14 protein-coding genes and 2 tRNA genes are annotated in these 16534 nt (G+C 42.0%); 9 read left to right on the forward strand and 7 right to left on the reverse strand.

What is annotated here, in order from left to right; translation table 11 throughout:
- Positions 1-5 precede the first annotated feature (5 nt).
- The 3 genes from Bovatus_RS01615 to Bovatus_RS01630 all read left to right on the forward strand — a co-directional run bounded on the left by Bovatus_RS01615 (position 6) and on the right by Bovatus_RS01630 (position 1600).
- Positions 6-434, forward strand: a complete 429-nt coding sequence (locus Bovatus_RS01615; RefSeq protein WP_004297868.1) for a hypothetical protein — start codon at positions 6-8, stop codon at positions 432-434.
- A gap of 120 nt (positions 435-554) precedes the next feature.
- Positions 555-1034, forward strand: a complete 480-nt coding sequence (locus Bovatus_RS01620; RefSeq protein ID WP_004297867.1) for a hypothetical protein — start codon at positions 555-557, stop codon at positions 1032-1034.
- A 311-nt stretch (positions 1035-1345) separates the two neighbouring features.
- On the forward strand, positions 1346-1600 hold the full coding sequence (locus Bovatus_RS01630) for a hypothetical protein (protein ID WP_004297864.1): 255 nt from the start codon (positions 1346-1348) through the stop codon (positions 1598-1600).
- Positions 1601-1676: 76 nt separating this feature from the next.
- Here Bovatus_RS01630 and Bovatus_RS01635 read toward each other — a convergent pair whose 3' ends face one another.
- The gene (locus tag Bovatus_RS01635; protein WP_032849065.1) at positions 1677-2726 is read right to left on the reverse strand and encodes a leucine-rich repeat domain-containing protein; all 1050 of its coding nucleotides are present in this window, start codon (positions 2724-2726) and stop codon (positions 1677-1679) included.
- 103 nt (positions 2727-2829) lie between these two features.
- On the opposite strand from Bovatus_RS01635, the gene Bovatus_RS01640 reads away from it, so the two are divergent.
- Positions 2830-3726, forward strand: coding sequence for a CPBP family intramembrane glutamic endopeptidase (locus Bovatus_RS01640; protein ID WP_004297862.1), 897 nt, complete (start codon positions 2830-2832; stop codon positions 3724-3726).
- Here Bovatus_RS01640 and Bovatus_RS01645 read toward each other — a convergent pair.
- Positions 3698-5830 (reverse strand): Tex family protein, encoded by a 2133-nt coding sequence (locus tag Bovatus_RS01645; protein ID WP_004297861.1) that lies wholly within the window; start codon positions 5828-5830, stop codon positions 3698-3700. The two genes, Bovatus_RS01640 and Bovatus_RS01645, sit on opposite strands and share 29 nt — an antisense overlap.
- A 118-nt stretch (positions 5831-5948) precedes the next feature.
- Between Bovatus_RS01645 and Bovatus_RS01650 the strand changes: the two genes are divergently transcribed.
- The 3 genes from Bovatus_RS01650 to Bovatus_RS01660 all read left to right on the forward strand — a co-directional run bounded on the left by Bovatus_RS01650 (position 5949) and on the right by Bovatus_RS01660 (position 10612).
- Entirely contained in the window at positions 5949-7877 is a 1929-nt protein-coding gene (locus Bovatus_RS01650) for a sensor histidine kinase (RefSeq protein ID WP_004326853.1), read from the forward strand.
- On the forward strand, positions 7874-9616 hold the full coding sequence (locus tag Bovatus_RS01655; RefSeq protein WP_004297856.1) for a bifunctional metallophosphatase/5'-nucleotidase: 1743 nt from the start codon (positions 7874-7876) through the stop codon (positions 9614-9616). The genes Bovatus_RS01650 and Bovatus_RS01655 overlap by 4 nt, the downstream gene beginning before the upstream one ends.
- A gap of 93 nt (positions 9617-9709) precedes the next feature.
- Positions 9710-10612, forward strand: a complete 903-nt coding sequence (locus tag Bovatus_RS01660) for a helix-turn-helix domain-containing protein (protein WP_044917626.1) — start codon at positions 9710-9712, stop codon at positions 10610-10612.
- Between the two features lie 2 nt (positions 10613-10614).
- On the opposite strand, the gene Bovatus_RS01665 is transcribed toward Bovatus_RS01660, so the two are convergent.
- Entirely contained in the window at positions 10615-11199 is a 585-nt protein-coding gene (locus Bovatus_RS01665; protein ID WP_004297853.1) for a Crp/Fnr family transcriptional regulator, read from the reverse strand.
- Positions 11200-11214: 15 nt separating this feature from the next.
- Here Bovatus_RS01665 and Bovatus_RS01670 point away from each other — a divergent pair, with 15 nt between their 5' ends.
- Entirely contained in the window at positions 11215-12036 is an 822-nt protein-coding gene (locus Bovatus_RS01670) for a DUF3845 domain-containing protein (protein WP_004297852.1), read from the forward strand.
- 25 nt (positions 12037-12061) lie between these two features.
- Here the strand turns inward: Bovatus_RS01670 and Bovatus_RS01675 are convergent.
- The 4 genes from Bovatus_RS01675 to Bovatus_RS01690 all read right to left on the reverse strand — a co-directional run bounded on the left by Bovatus_RS01675 (position 12062) and on the right by Bovatus_RS01690 (position 15693).
- Positions 12062-12136, reverse strand: a tRNA-Glu gene (locus Bovatus_RS01675).
- Between the two features lie 65 nt (positions 12137-12201).
- Positions 12202-12288 (reverse strand) — tRNA-Ser (locus Bovatus_RS01680).
- A 428-nt stretch (positions 12289-12716) separates the two neighbouring features.
- Complete coding sequence (locus tag Bovatus_RS01685) at positions 12717-14144, reverse strand: VWA domain-containing protein (protein ID WP_004297849.1); 1428 nt, start codon at positions 14142-14144, stop codon at positions 12717-12719.
- The gene (locus tag Bovatus_RS01690) at positions 14119-15693 is read right to left on the reverse strand and encodes an AAA family ATPase (protein ID WP_004297848.1); all 1575 of its coding nucleotides are present in this window, start codon (positions 15691-15693) and stop codon (positions 14119-14121) included. Before Bovatus_RS01690 ends, Bovatus_RS01685 begins: the two co-directional genes overlap by 26 nt.
- Before the next feature lie 214 nt (positions 15694-15907).
- Here Bovatus_RS01690 and Bovatus_RS01695 point away from each other — a divergent pair, with 214 nt between their 5' ends.
- Complete coding sequence (locus Bovatus_RS01695) at positions 15908-16351, forward strand: hypothetical protein (RefSeq protein ID WP_004297847.1); 444 nt, start codon at positions 15908-15910, stop codon at positions 16349-16351.
- The last annotated feature ends 183 nt before the right edge of the window (positions 16352-16534 follow it).

Raw genomic sequence — 16534 nt, forward strand, 5'->3', positions numbered from 1 at the left:
AATATATGGGAGATATTTTTATATTAATATTTAAGAGAATTACTATTTTTAATAGTATTTTAATGATAATTCATTGCTTATTCCATCCTGATTTAGGAGAATTTGAATATATGTTTATTGTTATAATATTATTACTAATTTCATGGATTGCATGGCTGACAGGCAAGATGTTAAACTTTTTGTCAAGGAATAAAGGTCTGAAAGAAAAGAAAACTGAAACAAATAATATTGTTAAATCTTTTTGTTTGAAATTTAGCCGGGATATAGATGTGATATATGCAATTTTTTTTGCAATATATTTGGTCTTCTATAGTCACGAAAAAGCAATAGTTTATTTAATATTACTTCTGTTTGGACTATATCTTGGAAACAAAATAGCAATAAGAGCTAATCAATATATAGTAGATCAAGCAAATAAAAATATTACTCCTTAAAACCTCAACATTATTACTCTGATGTGAATAGCTAAAGTTTAGTGAACTCACATCAGGGTATATAAACTACAAGATGAAATATGGTAAATAAATAAACTTTAACGACGAACTTATTATTATATGAGATATCTATTTATAGCAATATATAAAAAGTCACTACTATGGTTTAGCTTTATGATGATTCCCTATTGTATTTTTTCCTCTTTTTTATTTGAGTATCCTGCTTTAATATTTATTATTAGGGTAATACTTGCAATTGCGTTATCTATTATAGCGATAGGGGGAATGATGAGTTATCTATTCCCTTATATAGAGATACTCAAACAGCCATTAAAGGGAAAAGGTCTTATTCGGGCATTATATTTGAAATCTGATAAAATAATAACGCGATTATATTGTTGTTTTCTTGTGGTATATATAGCTTTTTCTATTGAATATAAGTCTACATTATACAATTATCTGTTATTGCTTTTAATAGGATTATTTCTTGGATATAAAATAACCATGAAAGCGGAGAAATATACTTTAGAAGAGATTAATAAGAAGAAACAAGAACGTAAAATGAAGCAAGCCAGCAAGAAAGAATCTCATATTCGCTAAGAGGACAAGAAATTAAAAACAAATAGTGTGTTTAGAGTTATGCTGCAACAGACACTCAATCAAAAATTAGCGAAGAACATAATGCTTATGATATATTTGAACCTATTAAAAATAAATTAGATGACGTCTTTTGGAAAAATTGGTAAATATCTTATATATATACAAAACTTGCTGTATATTCTATGTTTTATAAAAATACTATTCTCGTTGTTTTTCTATGAGTATGAGCCTTCTTTTATGAAGGACATGGCTTTTACTTTACCATTATTATTAGCACTGATTGTAATACCTATTATAAAAAAGAATATAAAATGAAAGATTCTAAATTCAGATATTATTTATGTTATTATTCTCACCTGTGCTTTTTCTATAGTTTTTGGGGATATTTTTTTATATTAATTATTTTGCATCTTCTTGGCATGGAAATGAATGCGTATTTGGGTTACTTATTCTTTCTGTTATTTGGATTATGGGGAGGAAGTGCTATTGCATTATCTGCAACTAGTTATATGAAAAAGATAAATCATGAGGAATTGGGGAAAAAGCAGAATTCTAAAGATTCTTAGTGTCCTAATATTCAAATAATTTACCCTGATATAAGTTGACTAATCACCAATTTATATCAGGGTAATTTCTTTTTTTTTATTTCTTATAAACCAACTTACTCGGAACTCCCTCCCCGAACAAATTATCACCCAGCGTCGTAATCTTATTTCCGGTAGCCAACACATAGCGAAGATTATCGCATCCCATAAAAGCACCGAATTCAATAGCCGTCACACTGGCCGGCAGCTCCAGCGTGCCGCAAAGGCGACCGCAGTTGCTAAATACCCGTTGTCCGATAGATTTCAGATTATGAGGTAATTTCATATTCAACAGATACTTCTTCTGTGCGAAAGTGAAGTCGGGGATAGCTGTTGCGTTCGTTCTGGAAATATCGACAGAGACGAGATTCGGCATATAATCGCGGATCAGTTTGAAGTCGGCGTTGTCCAGCTTACCTTCAACGGTCAGGAAGTTGATGTCTCTGGGTTGCAGTCCCGCTTTCAGAATCTCTTCTTCCAGTTTACCCATGGCGCCCACTTGCAGGGTAGTCTCTACCGGTTCCCCCTCGATAAACGCAAAGTTTTGCCATCTGTCTTTGTAGCGGTAAGAGTCGCTGCTGCCCAGGGGGACGAAGATAGCGGTAACGCTGTCTGCCAACGCTTCCGGCAACAGGTTGGGAGCTGTCTTCTTGCGGATCTGGCAAATTTTCAGGTTCTCGCAACCTTTGAAGGCGGCATCCTCTATATTCTTCGTTTTCTCCGAAAGAATCACTTTCTCCAGAGTGGCTTTACCTTTGGTCACTCCGCCTACTACATTCGAGAAAGCATAGGCAGGGATGAAGTTCGGCATATAAATGTAGAATTTTCCATTGGGATAAGTACCGGCTTTTCCGCTGTACATCTTGATTTCTGCGTTCGAAATATCCAATACTTTCAGATTGGCAAATTCGTCACGGAGATGCCGGAAGTCCTCTGCATTCAGTTTTCCGGTCAGTGTGAGGTGGGTGACACTGTTGGCTTCCTCTTCAGTCATCATGGAAATCAGCGTACCGGGCTTACTCACATAATACGTCTTACTCACTTGGGCGGCGGCTCCTAATGCATTAGCGGCCAGTAAGAAACTTATCAATAGTAGTTTAATTTTCATAATTTTGTAGATTTGTTCTGACAAATATAGGAAAAATAGAGAATACATGATGTTTTTTTATGTTTTATATCTAATTTTGTAGCCGGATTAACAAATTGTAAAAATGGAGGCAGACAACATAGATGGGAAGAAAGAACCCAAAAGACTTCCTGTGTGGGCATGTATCTCGCTGTTTATTGTGGTACTTTTCATATTTATTGGATTGTATGGGACACTGGTTAGCGGAGGCTTGTCGTTGGTTCTTGGAGTGGAGGCTCGTCATCCGGGAGTAGTAGGGTATATTTTCGTGGAGGCCAGTATGCTTTTGGCTGTTCTTACTGCTGCCGTAATCTTGCTTCGTCTCGAACGTCGTCCGTTTTCTGATTTGGGACTTTCTTTAAAAGGACATGCCAGTGGACTGTGGTATGGACTTCTGATGGCAATCTTGCTCTATTTGCTGGGTTTCGGAATCTCTGTTGTTTTGGGAGAAATAGAAGTCACCGGTTTTCAGTTTAAGCCGTTGGATTTATTGGGGTCGTGGGTGTTTTTCCTGTTAGTGGCGTTGTTTGAAGAGATTCTGATGCGCGGCTATATCCTCGGACGTCTGCTTCATACTAATATGAATAAATTCCTGGCGCTCTTCATCTCGTCGGCATTATTCGCGTTTATGCATATCTTTAATCCAGAAATAGCTTTCCTACCGATGCTTAATCTCTTACTTGCCGGTATGTTGCTGGGTGCTTCCTATCTTTATACCCGGAATCTGTGTTTCCCTATCTCTCTTCATCTTTTCTGGAATTGGATTCAAGGTCCGATTCTAGGTTATCAGGTGAGCGGAAATAATTTCACGACGAGCATGCTGACTTTGCGTATGCCCGAAGAAAACGTACTGAATGGCGGAGCCTTCGGTTTTGAAGGCTCGCTCATTTGCACAGTACTTATGATTGTTTTTACGATTCTGATCGTGTGGTGGGGAGAAAAAAGGGAAGCAATCAGTCTTGCTGTACCCCGATCATACTAAGCTGAATCCGTTTCCGGTCATAATCTACATTCATCACTCTGACCATGACGTGTTGATGGATGGATACCACTTCCGTCGGATCGGAAATGAACCGTTCCGCTAATTGCGAGAGGTGCACCAGTCCGTTCTCCTTAATACCTATATCGACAAACGCCCCGAAATTGGTGATGTTGCCTACGATGCCCGGAAGAATCATTCCTTCGCGCAAATCGGCTATGGTGCGCACGTTCTTGTCGAATTCGAAGACTTTGATAGCCTTACGCGGGTCACGTCCCGGCTTGTCGAGTTCCTGCAGAATGTCCTGTAAGGTGGGCAGACCGACGGTAGGGGTGATGTAGGCGGAGATGTTAATCTTCCGGCGGAGTTCCTTGTCGGCTATCAGTTCGTCGATGGTACATTTCAGGTCTTTGGCCATTTGCTCTACGATGTGGTAGCTTTCCGGATGCACGGCGGTGTTGTCCAGCGGATTCTTGGCTCCGGGGATGCGGAGGAATCCGGCACACTGTTCGAAAGCCTTGGCACCCATGCGAGGAACTTTCATCAACTCTTTCCGTGAACCGAAAGCTCCGTTTTCCGCCCGGTAGTTGACGATGTTTTGAGCCAGTTGCGGTCCCAGTCCGGAGATATAAGTCAATAGATGGCTGCTTGCCGTATTCAGGTTTACACCGACCAGGTTCACGCAATTCTCTACTGTCTGATCGAGCGCTTTTTTCAGTTTTGTCTGGTCTACATCGTGCTGGTATTGACCTACACCGATGGATTTAGGATCTATCTTCACCAATTCTGCCAACGGGTCCATCAGGCGGCGGCCGATGGAGACTGCTCCCCGCACCGTTACGTCATAATCGGGAAACTCGTCGCGGGCAATCTTCGAAGCCGAATAAATGGAAGCTCCCTGCTCACTGACTACAAACACGGGTATCTGACGGTCGAAGCTTTGGCTGTTGATGAAATCTTCTGTCTCACGGCTTGCCGTTCCGTTGCCGATGGAAATGGCTTCTATCTGATAGGCCTCAATCATCTTGCGGAGTTTGGAAGCAGCTTCTCCTGTTTTGTTCACGGGAGGATGCGGATAGATATTCTCATTATGCAACAGATTGCCTTGTGCATCGAGGCAGACAACTTTACATCCCGTACGGAATCCGGGGTCGATGGCGAGCACCCGTTTTTGTCCCAATGGAGGGGCGAGAAGAAGTTGACGGAGGTTCTCGGTGAATACCCGGATGGCTTCCTCGTCGGCTTTTTCTTTGGATTGAGCGGCAAATTCTGTTTCGATGGAGGGCTTGAGCAGACGCTTGTAGGCATCGACTGTGGCTTCGTCCACCTGCTGGCTACACTCGTTGTTGCCACGTACGAACTGACGTTCCAGGCGTTCGATGCAGGCCTCGTCGTCGGGATTGATAGACACTTTCAGCACCCCTTCCGACTCTGCCCGGCGGATGGCGAGTAGACGGTGGGACGTGCAACGTTTCAGTGGCTCGGAGAAATCGAAATAATCGCGGTATTTCGCTGCTTCTTCCTCTTTTCCTTTCACTACTTTGGCACTAATCTCTGCCTGGCGGCTGAACTGATTACGTACCGTGTTGCGGGCACGTTCGTCCTCGTTCACTTGCTCTGCAATGATGTCACGGGCGCCTTTCAGGGCATCTTCCACATCTTTCACGTCTCCTTTCACGAAGGAGGCAGCCTTGGTACTAAGATTGTTTTCCCTTTGCAACATCAGGATGGTGGCAAGCGGTTCCAACCCTTTCTGGCGGGCTACTTCAGCACGTGTCTTCCGCTTGGGTTTATAAGGAAGATAAATGTCTTCCAGTTCCGTCGGATTCCAGGTGTCGTTGATACGTTTCTCCAGTTCGGCAGTCAGTTTTCCCTGCTCGTTGATGGTGCCGAGAATCGTTTCTTTCCGTTTGGCTATGTCGCACAACTTATCGTGTTGCTCTTTTATTTGCTCTATCTGCACTTCATCCAGTCCGCCGGTAGCTTCTTTACGGTAACGACTGATGAAGGGAATCGTAGCACCTTCACCCAAAAGATGGAGCGTACTACTTATTTGTCTTTCCGGTATACCCAGAAAACCGGAAATCATCTTGTGAAATAATTCCATAATTTGTATTTTTTGAGAGTAAATGAGCGACAAAAATACATATAAATCTGCTAAACCCGACAAGTTTTACTATATTTGCAACTCAATTAATGAATTAACACATCAAAACTGCATAATTATGCTGGGACGTCTTGGATATCTTTTTATCTGTTTCCTTTGGCTTCTGCAGTCAACGGAAGTATTGGCTGTCTCTAAAGATAAGAAACCTATTCTGATTATTTGCTCTTATAATCCGGCAGCACACCAAACCTCGGTCACTATTTCCGATTATATGGATGAATATAGTAAGTTGGGAGGACAGCGCGACATTGTCATCGAAAACATGAACTGTAAAAGTTTCTCGGAGGCTCCGTTATGGAGCGCGATGATGACGCAGATTCTGGCTAAATATCAGGGAGAAAAGCATCCGGCACAAATTATTTTATTAGGACAGGAAGCGTGGGCTGCCTATTTGTCGCAGAGGGATGAAATGCAGGTGAAAGTGCCGGTGATGTGCAGTCTGGCCAGTAGTAATGTGGTGATATTGCCAAAAGATACGGTGGAAAACCTTGATTGCTGGATGCCCGAATCTGTCGATATCTTTGAAGATCATCTGGATATTCCCGAACTGGAATCGGGATTTATCAATCAATATAATATAGAAGGTAATATCTCCATGATTCAAGCTTTCTATCCGAAAACGAAACACATTGCCTTTATCTCGGACAATACTTATGGCGGAGTGACTATGCAAGCGTTGGTACGAAAAGAAATGAAGAAGTTCCCCGATCTGGATTTGATTTTGATGGACGGCCGGAGACATTCTATTTATACCATCGTTGAGGAATTGAGACAGCTGCCCGAAAATACGGTTATTCTGGTGGGAACGTGGCGTGTGGATATGAACGAGGGGTATTTCATGCGGAATGCGACGTATGCCATGATGGAGGCTACTCCTACCATCCCGGCTTTTACTCCTTCATCGGTGAGCCTTGGATATTGGGCGATAGGAGGAGTGCTGCCCGATTATCGGAAAGTGGGAGGAGAAATGGCTATGGAGTCCATACGGATGGATCAGCACCCGGAGGATACGGGGAAGCATCTTTCGATCATTGGCTCTAAAGCGGTATTGGATAGCCGGAAGGTGAAAGAGTGGGGGCTGCACCCAAGCGTGTTGCCTTTTAAAGTGCAGCTTGTCAACCAACCGGTTTCGTTCTATCAGCAATATACTTATCAGATATGGTCTGCTTGTGCTTTGTTCGTGATTCTGGTACTTGGCTTATGTATCTCTCTTTTCTATTATTTCCGTACGAAACGTTTGAAAGACGAGCTTCTGAAATCGGAGAAGGATTTGCGTGTAGCGAAAGACAGGGCGGAAGAGTCTAATCGTCTGAAGAGTGCTTTCCTTGCCAATATGAGTCATGAGATACGGACGCCGTTGAACTCGATTGTCGGCTTTTCGGATGTACTGGCAATGGGCGGTAGCACGGAGGATGAACAGCAGTCTTATTATAAGATTATCAAAACCAATTCGGATTTGTTGCTTCGTCTGATTAATGATATTCTCGATCTTTCACGTCTGGAGGCGAACCGGGTGACTTTGACGTGGGAGGAATGTGATGTGGTGCAGTTGTGTAGTCAGGTGGTTGCCTCTGTTAGTTTTTCACGGCAGTCGTCGGACAATCAGTTCTTGTTTTCCACTTCTTTTGAAACTTTCCGGATGGTGACGGATGTGCAGCGTATGCAACAGGTAATCATTAATCTGCTGTCCAACGCCGACAAATTTACGAAACGCGGGAAGATTACCTTGGACTTTTCTGTGAATGAGGAAAAGCAAATGGCTATTTTCTCGGTAACGGATACCGGATGCGGTATCCCGAAAGAAAAACAGGGACTTGTGTTCGAGCGTTTTGAAAAGCTGAATGAGTACGCCCAGGGAACCGGATTGGGATTGTCTATCTGTAAATTGATTGTGCATAAATGGAAAGGAAGTATATGGATCGATCCTGACTATACCGGTGGGGCACGGTTCGTATTTTCGCATCCGCTAAATATAGAAAAAGAATGAAACGAATAGGATTTATTTATGGCTTGCTTTTCTGTCTCGTACTGTCTGTTGCGGCGCAGGAAAAGGTGGTGAAGCTGAAGATTGTGGAAACGAGTGACGTACATGGTAATTATTATCCTTACAATTTTATAACCCGCCACGAGTGGAAGGGTAGTCTGGCACGTATTTATTCTTTCGTGCAGAAAGAGCGTGAACAGTATAAAGAGAATCTGATATTGCTGGATAATGGTGATATTTTACAGGGACAGCCTACTGCCTATTACTATAATTATATAGATACGGTGTCTCCTCATCTTTGTTCGGAAATGATGAATTTCATGAAATATGATGCCGGTAATATGGGGAACCATGATGTGGAAACGGGACGTGCTGTGTTCGACCGTTGGATAGCCACTTGTGACTTCCCTGTGTTGGGTGCCAACATCATTGATACGTCTACGGGAAAACCCCATCTGGCTCCTTATAAGGTGTTGGAACGTGATGGCGTGAAGATTGTGGTATTGGGTATGATTACTCCTGCCATCCCTGCATGGCTTTCTGAAAATCTGTGGAAAGGCTTGCGTTTCGATGATATGGAAGAGACGGCACGCAAATGGATGAAGATTATCCGTGAAAAAGAGAATCCGGATTTGGTGATCGGATTGTTTCATGCCGGACAGGAGGCTTTCAAAATGTCGGGCAAATACAATGAGAATGCTTCTCTTAACGTAGCGAAGAATGTACCTGGATTCGATATTGTATTGATGGGACACGATCATGCCCGCGAATGTAAGAAGGTGATGAATGTAGCCGGAGATTCGGTGTTGATTATCGATCCGGCCAGCAATGGAATTGTATTGTCTAATGTCGATGTGACCTTGAAACTGAAAGATGGAAAGGTGCAGAGCAAGGACGTCAAAGGGGAGTTGACAGAAACGGAAGCTTACGGAATCAGCGAGGATTTCATGAAGCGTTTTGCTCCGCAATATGAGACGGTGCAGAAGTTTGTATCCAAGAAGATCGGCACTTTTACCGAGAGTATCTCTACTCATCCTGCTTTCTTCGGTCCTTCTGCTTTTATTGATTTGATACATACTTTACAGCTCGATATAACCGGAGCTGACATCTCTTTTGCCGCTCCGCTTTCGTTTGATGCGGAGATAAAGAAAGGGGATGTGTTTGTCAGTGATATGTTCAACTTGTATAAGTATGAGAATATGCTGTATGTGATGACGTTGTCCGGAAAGGAGATTAAGGATTTTCTGGAGATGTCTTATTATATGTGGACGAACCAGATGAAGTCACCGGAAGATCATCTGCTCTGGTTCAAGAAGAAACCTCGGGAAGGTGCGGAAGACAGGGCTTCTTTCCAGAACTTCAGTTTTAATTTCGACTCGGCTTCCGGCATTATTTATACGGTGGACGTGACAAAACCGAAGGGAGAAAAGATTACGATTACGAGCATGGCGGACGGTTCTCCTTTCCGTATGGATAAGATATATAAAGTGGCCTTAAATTCTTATCGTGGTAATGGTGGTGGAGAACTGTTGACGAAAGGATCGGGTATTCCGCAGGAGGATTTGAAGGACCGCATAATTTTCTCTACAGATAAAGATCTTCGTTTCTATTTGATGAATTATATCGAAAAGAAAGGTACGATGAACCCCAAAGCCCTGAATCAGTGGAAGTTTGTTCCGGAGAAATGGACAGTGCCGGCTGCCCAACGTGATTCTGTATATTTATTCCGGTCTGTTCAATAAGTAACTAAAAGTGTTCATTATGTCTGATAATACTCTTGAACGGCTTGTATATCTGATTAAATGCTGGTATATTTGTCGCAAAAAAGAGAGAGTATGTATATTCAAAATGTTCCCAAAGTAGGTATTTCTTCGGTAGTTCATTCTAAACATATAGATTCTGACAACATTGATGTTGTTGATAACGATATAGCGCTCTTCGATACGGAGAGCGTTATATCGTTGTATAATGGACCGACTAAACTGGAGGTGTTGACGGTAGGTCTTTGCCTGGAAGGTACTGGTACTTTTAATATTAGTTTACGTGAGTTTCAACTGTTCCCCGGATTAATGGTGATCGCGCTGCCTAATCAGATTGTCGAACAGCGGTGTTTCAGTTCCGACTTTAAAGCGATATTCTTTGCTGTGTCGAAGAACTTGTTAGAGACATTGCCTAAGATCAGTAATGTGCTTTCCTTATTCTTTTATCTGAAAGATTACCCGTGTTTCAATCTTACACCGCAGGAGCAGGAGACTGTGAAGGAATATCATGCATTTATCAGAAAACGATTGAAGAATAAGGAGGCTTTATATCGTAAAGAAGTGGTAATGGGCTTGATGCAAGGGTTCTTTTTTGAACTTTGTAATATCTTTACCAATCATGCGCCAGCCAATGCTACTACCATGAAAAATAAAAGCCGGAAAGAATATATTTTCGAACGTTTTTATGAGTCTTTAGTGGAGTCTTACCAGTCTGAACGGAGCGTGAAATTCTATGCTGACCAGTTGTGTCTGACGCCGAAGCATCTTTCGGGAGTAGTGAAAGAGGTCAGCGGAAAAACGGTGGGAGAGTGGATCGACGAACTGGTGATTCTGGAAGCAAAAGCACTTCTGAATTCTTCAAGCATGAATATTCAGGAAATTGCCGATCGGCTGAATTTTGCTAACCAGTCGTTCTTTGGAAAGTATTTCAAGCATTACACCGGTATGTCTCCTAAAGGATACCGGAAAAGCCGCTAAAATCATAGAACACCGGAGCGCACACGGCTTAGTGTCTCCGGTGTCATCAAAAGATAAGAGGCGATGTATGCCAGAGGTGCACGTTTGATAATTTCCGGATGTGTTTCGAGCAGGAGGTTATAGCGTTCGCGGGCGGATTCAAAGCGCCAGGAGTCTGCTTTAATCTGTGACACAATCAAGGAGTATTCCAGTATCTTTTGGTAGAACATATTGATTTCCCAGTTCTCTTTTGCCAATTTTTGTATCATGTCGCGAGGGAACAGGTAGATAATGGAAGGTTCGAGGGTTTCCACGATTAGCCGGGTGGGTACTTGTTTCAGAAAACTCTCAATGCACATCACGATACATCCTTCGTATGAGAAATGTTCGGTCACGTCTTTCCCATTCTTGTAATAGTACTGCCTAAGCATCCCTTTGCCGACAAATACGATTTCATGAGCTACTTCTCCTTCATTCAGCGCTATTGCTCCTTTGGGAAATTCTTCACGAATCAGTATACTTTCTATCTGTCGTCTTCCTTCTATACTCATTTCCGGAAAGCGGGAATTTACAACAGCATTTACAGTCTCTCTTAATAATGTATCCATATCTTTTCTGTCTTGATGTGTGCAAAAATACTAAAAACGGTTGACATAAATCAAGTGTGGTATAAAAAAGATGTATCTTTGTCTGCAAAATCAAGAGGTAAGATGATAATGAATAAGATAATAGGCTTGGCAGTGTTGCTGTTCTGTTTGAGTGGTTGCGTAAGGGATAATGATGCTATTTATTATCCGGTTGGCAACGTGGATGTGGAAAGAGGTGGTCCGGCTTTGGAGGCTGGGAAGGGTGATTTAATAGCCCGTAGTTACAATACCGAAGATTATGTATTGGACACGCTTGCACAATATCCGGGTGATCCGACGCTCGGTAAACTGACATTTATGGTCAGTCTGAAAAACCGGTTGGCAGATCAGGAGGTGAGTGGCTTTAATGGTGTCGGTCTATCCAAACTAACGATGAGTCTTGGATATAAAGACGGCAACTATCCGGCAGAAAGCCAGGTTCCTGTTTATACTTCGTCCGACGTGACTGCCAGTTATGCCATCAAACTCCGTTTAAAGGGAGAATTGACTTTAACAGGAGACGAATGGATGATTGACTATATTTATGTTCAATTAGCGGGTTTATTCCAGCCTTATCCTCCTACGTCTTTCCCGGAAGTGTTTATGTGTAAAGGGGGTGAGCAATCGTATGCAACATTCGATTCTTTTCGTAGAACCTGGACATTTGATATTACTTATGATCGTTCCAACCTTTCTTTCAGCCAACTGTATTTCAATCTGTTTGTGAATCTGGCAGGGCAGAAAAGGGAGGATAGAGTCCGGTTGAGGATTGATAAGGAATCTTATTTCGAGATCTATAAAGAAAAAGAGGAAATGTAGTTAAACTGCATTTCCTCTTTTTCTTTGGTAGTGGGTACGAGAATCGAACTCGTATTACATGCGTGAGAGGCATGTGTCCTAACCGTTAGACGAACCCACCGGAGTTTGATAGATTTAAAAAGAGCCAAGTCTATAAAACTTAGCTCTTTTTATTTTGAGATTTTGCGGAAGCTGGGGGATTCGAACCCCCGGTACCCTTACGAGTACGTCAGTTTAGCAAACTGGTGGTTTCAGCCACTCACCCAAACTTCCTTGAACCCGCATTCTCTCTCAAATGCGGTGCAAATATAGGGGGAACTTTTGGACTACGCAAATCTTTTAGCAAGATTTTTTTTACCTGTTTTTTGTGAAATGAGATAACCTGCTATGTTTCAAATGTTAAACGGAAGAATTTTTTTTCGAAAGCTTTTAATTTTTATCGATGGAATGGGAACTTGAAACATATTGACGCTATCCGCTTATTATAGTGACGGTATCTTCATGGGATAGGGTAAACATCCGGATGGGATAGTGACGGTATATTTGACGTGAGAAAAGGACATAAAAAAAGGCTATCTATCCCAGACAGCCAATCTTTTGTTAACCTTAAATCTAATACTATGAAAAACACAGTACAAATATACGGACTTCTGTCGAATTTGCAAATAAAACAAGAAAAAAGAGATGTTTTATAACATTGATTAAATATTTGATTCTTCAATTCTATTTTTATTAAGACTTTCAGCGTTTTGAACACTATATTCCCAATATTTATCACATAATTTCAGATAACTGGTCTCGGCACTTTTGCCTCCTAAAGAAATGGCATACATCTTTGTCTGTTTTGCTTTTGCATGTTCTATGGTCCGGGATAGTAGTTGATCGACGGGACGCATCTCAAAATCCGATACGGTGATGATGTCTGCTTCCATATATCCTTCTTCGCTGATCTTTCGCAAAGCATGTGTGATGACTGGTTCCATATCTGTGCCACCATGAAAAGATTGGCTTAGAAAATCGACAAGGCGATCGAAACTACTCCCTAAATCGGTTATTTCAATACACTCGATATCATCGGAGAAGAGGATGACGTAACATTTCCGATGTTGTACTTCTGTCAATTCGGCAATGGCAAGTAGAGTAGATTTTGCGATTCTTTCCCGTTCGCCTGCCATAGAACCGGAAGTGTCCAGGCAAACGATGAAAGGGCCTTCAGCTTCTTCGGAAACTTCATTTCCTACTGTTTTCTTATCATTGATGGTTTGTTTCTCGTGCGATTGATAATCGATGACTTGTAGTCTCTTCTCTATGAAACGCTCGAAAAATATGGGTTGCAGGTTCTTTTCCGCCAGATAACAATATTCCAGAGGGAGAAGACTATTCAAATCGTTTCCTTCACAAATGCCTGCAATATCACTTCGGGTGGCATGAGATATAATTTGTTCCCGGTGAATACCTGCGGTCATTTTGAAACGTTTCCGGCTACTTTGGTGTTTTTTGCCTAAGATTTCTACCAGTTCGCGGATAACGGGATTTCGTTTGATCGTTTCTTCGTATTCTAAAATCTGTTCCGCTATCTGTTTATGATTGCGAAGTAGCCAGACGAGGCGTGAGCCACCGCGTACCGGAAGATTTTTGGCTAATGCCAGTTGAATACGGTAGAAATCCTCACAGAGTTGCTCGATATGTTCCATCTGATAGTTGAACTCATTGTTCGAGAGTAGCGTATGCCACTTGTCGAAAAAAAGAGTCCACAACGCTTTCCATTCTTTGGAACGCGGGCTGATTACATTAAAACGTTGGAGGTAGTATTTTACGTTGAGGTCTACCAGGTGATATTTCATGGAGAAGGGGTATGCGCTGTTTTTCAGGAATTGAAGAAACTTTGCGTCCGATGCTTCATTCATTTCATGAAAGTATTCCCATTGCGATGCATAACGGGAGTAGAAATCTTGCAGGGAGGGTTGTGTGTGACGAAAATACAGGTGAATGTCCGCATCCAGTTCTTCGGGACGGATAATCAGATTGTGTAGTTGTTCGTCGTACACATCATAGGCTATTCCCTGCAATTTTTCGTAATAAATGTCTTGCAGGTGCTTGAGCCTAATACTCTCTGTTCTCTTGTTCATGGGCATGAGCGATGATGCGAAGTTCGTTCCGGTAGTTCTCTATGATATGTGCAGTTTCCCCTAAGATTCGCTTAATTTTGCTTTTTTGCGATGAACTTAAGAAAAGATGTTCCTTTGTATATGCTGTTTCCCGCTCGGAGATTGTTTTATATTCTACCTCCATTTGATGAAGTAAATCTATCACTTCCTGCAATGTAAATTCGAACGGAGTACTGCCGTCCTGCTGTGTTGGCAAAGGTTCGCAATTATCATAACATAGTAGTGGATACTCCTGATTGTTGACGAAAACAGATCGTTTCCCTTTTCGGAGGGAATAAATATTCTTTTGTGCGATATTCCTGTTCTTTACGAAATCGTAGGCTTTCAGGATTTTGTTGACCGGACGGAATTTATCCTGTTGGATATAAAACAACCGGTTGCTGTCTTTCCTCAAAGACTGGTAATCCGAAGCAAAGATGAGTAAATTTCCGGCAATGTGGTAACCTTCTATGCGATGATAGAAGGTATCTACGACCTGGATTCCCGGATCGCTAAGTTCCCGTAGGCTGTGTTCGGACTTCATGTTTTCTTTCAATGTATCCAGTTTCTGTTCCAGTCGTTTTTCTCCCAATAAATATGTATTGATTCCCCGTGCAATCGACTGTTCCACTATGTTTTCGATGATGGGGAGCTGCGAAACTTCATCCCACAGACAGGCACTCATCAGCAAGCAGTCGGAGAAGTGAATTCCCGGAGATTCGTTCAGATAGGCCGAGGTGCGGAGCAGACCTACTATTTTTTTCCAACGGCGGTCGGATATATAGATCGGAGGGGTGTTTTCATCCCGCCCTGTATTATATTGTTCGATTTCTCGTTTGATATTGTGAATCAGCTCGAAGATGGTATAGTGGATACCTACTTTCTCACTTTCAGCTTGTATTTGATTGTATAATTCATCGTCTACCTGGAGTTTTGCCGGGATTTCAGGTTCTACTTCCCGTGTAGAAGAAATCATCTGGTCGAAAGCATATTCCTGTTCAATGCATCCGACAAACTGGCGGATCAGGAAACGGTCGTATAGGGCTTCCAGTCCTTCACCTTTTGCGGGTAGTTCGTTGGACGCGGCAATCAGCGCTTTCAGAGGAACACGCACCGTAAATTGTCCGTTGCGATATATCTTTTCATTGATTACTGTCAAAAGAGAATTTTGGATAGCAGGACCGGCTTTCCATATTTCATCCAGGAAGACAATCGATGCTGTCGGCAAGTATCCTTTTGTAATACGTTCGTATGTATCTTCATCTTTCAATTTTGAGATGGAGACGGGGCCGAATATTTCATCCGGTGTACTGAAACGAGACATCAGATATTCAAAAGCATCCGCATCTTTAAAAGCCAGTTTGAGCCTGCGCGCCACTAAGCTCTTGGCTACTCCCGGAGGGCCCAATAGAAAGATACTTTCACCTGCCATGGCAGATAATAGGGAGAGTGCGATGGTATGTTCTTTTTCGAATACTCCCTCATTGAGGGATTTCAGCAGTTGGGTGATATGGGATTTGATTGACTTCATGCGACAGATGATTTCATGTGTTGTTAGCAGGAGGCAAAGATACAAGAATTCTTTGAAATAGACTTCATTGGGGGGATTTACCCCCTAGATTTAGGCAATTTCCTCCCGATAAGTAGGAGTTTTCAGTTTCATAAGGAAAATTCATTCTCTACTTTTGTTCTATCGAAAGATAAATGATAGATAATAATTAGAGAACCGTTAAAAATAAAGGAATATGAAAACGAACACATTTAAATACTTCGGTTTGGCTTTGATGGCTATATTGATGGTCAGTTTTACCTCTTGCGAAGTGGAAATAGACAGTTTCTATGATGATGATAATAATGGTACAGGATACTATAATCGTTCGGCTGATTTGTGTAGCCGTACCTGGGTTAGTTTCTACCGGGACATGGACGGTAACTATTGTCGTCAGGAACTGGATTTCTTTTTAGATCGTACGGGAATTGACTATATACGGGTGGAATATCCTAACGGAGCAGTAGAGCAGTATGAATATAATTTCCGTTGGAGCTGGGAGAATTATGCGCAGACTTCCATTCGTATGTCATACGGACCGAATGATGTTTCATACCTGGATGATGTGTACATCGGTGGAAACAGGTTAAGCGGTTATCTGGACGGACGAAATAACTTTGTGGAGTTTCAGGGGAAATGATGAAAGATAAAACGGAAAGAAACAGAGGGAAAAAGATCGTTTGAGGGATAACAAGATGCAGGTGAAAAGAGAAGGATAAGATAGTTAAGATAGAAATAGGATAGTTATTAGGAACAAAATAATAGGTAACGGAGTAAAAGGGTAATCAATAAGATTTCAGGATATATGATTCAGGGTATAAAT

Source organism: Bacteroides ovatus (assembly GCF_001314995.1).
Taxonomy (GTDB): domain Bacteria; phylum Bacteroidota; class Bacteroidia; order Bacteroidales; family Bacteroidaceae; genus Bacteroides; species Bacteroides ovatus.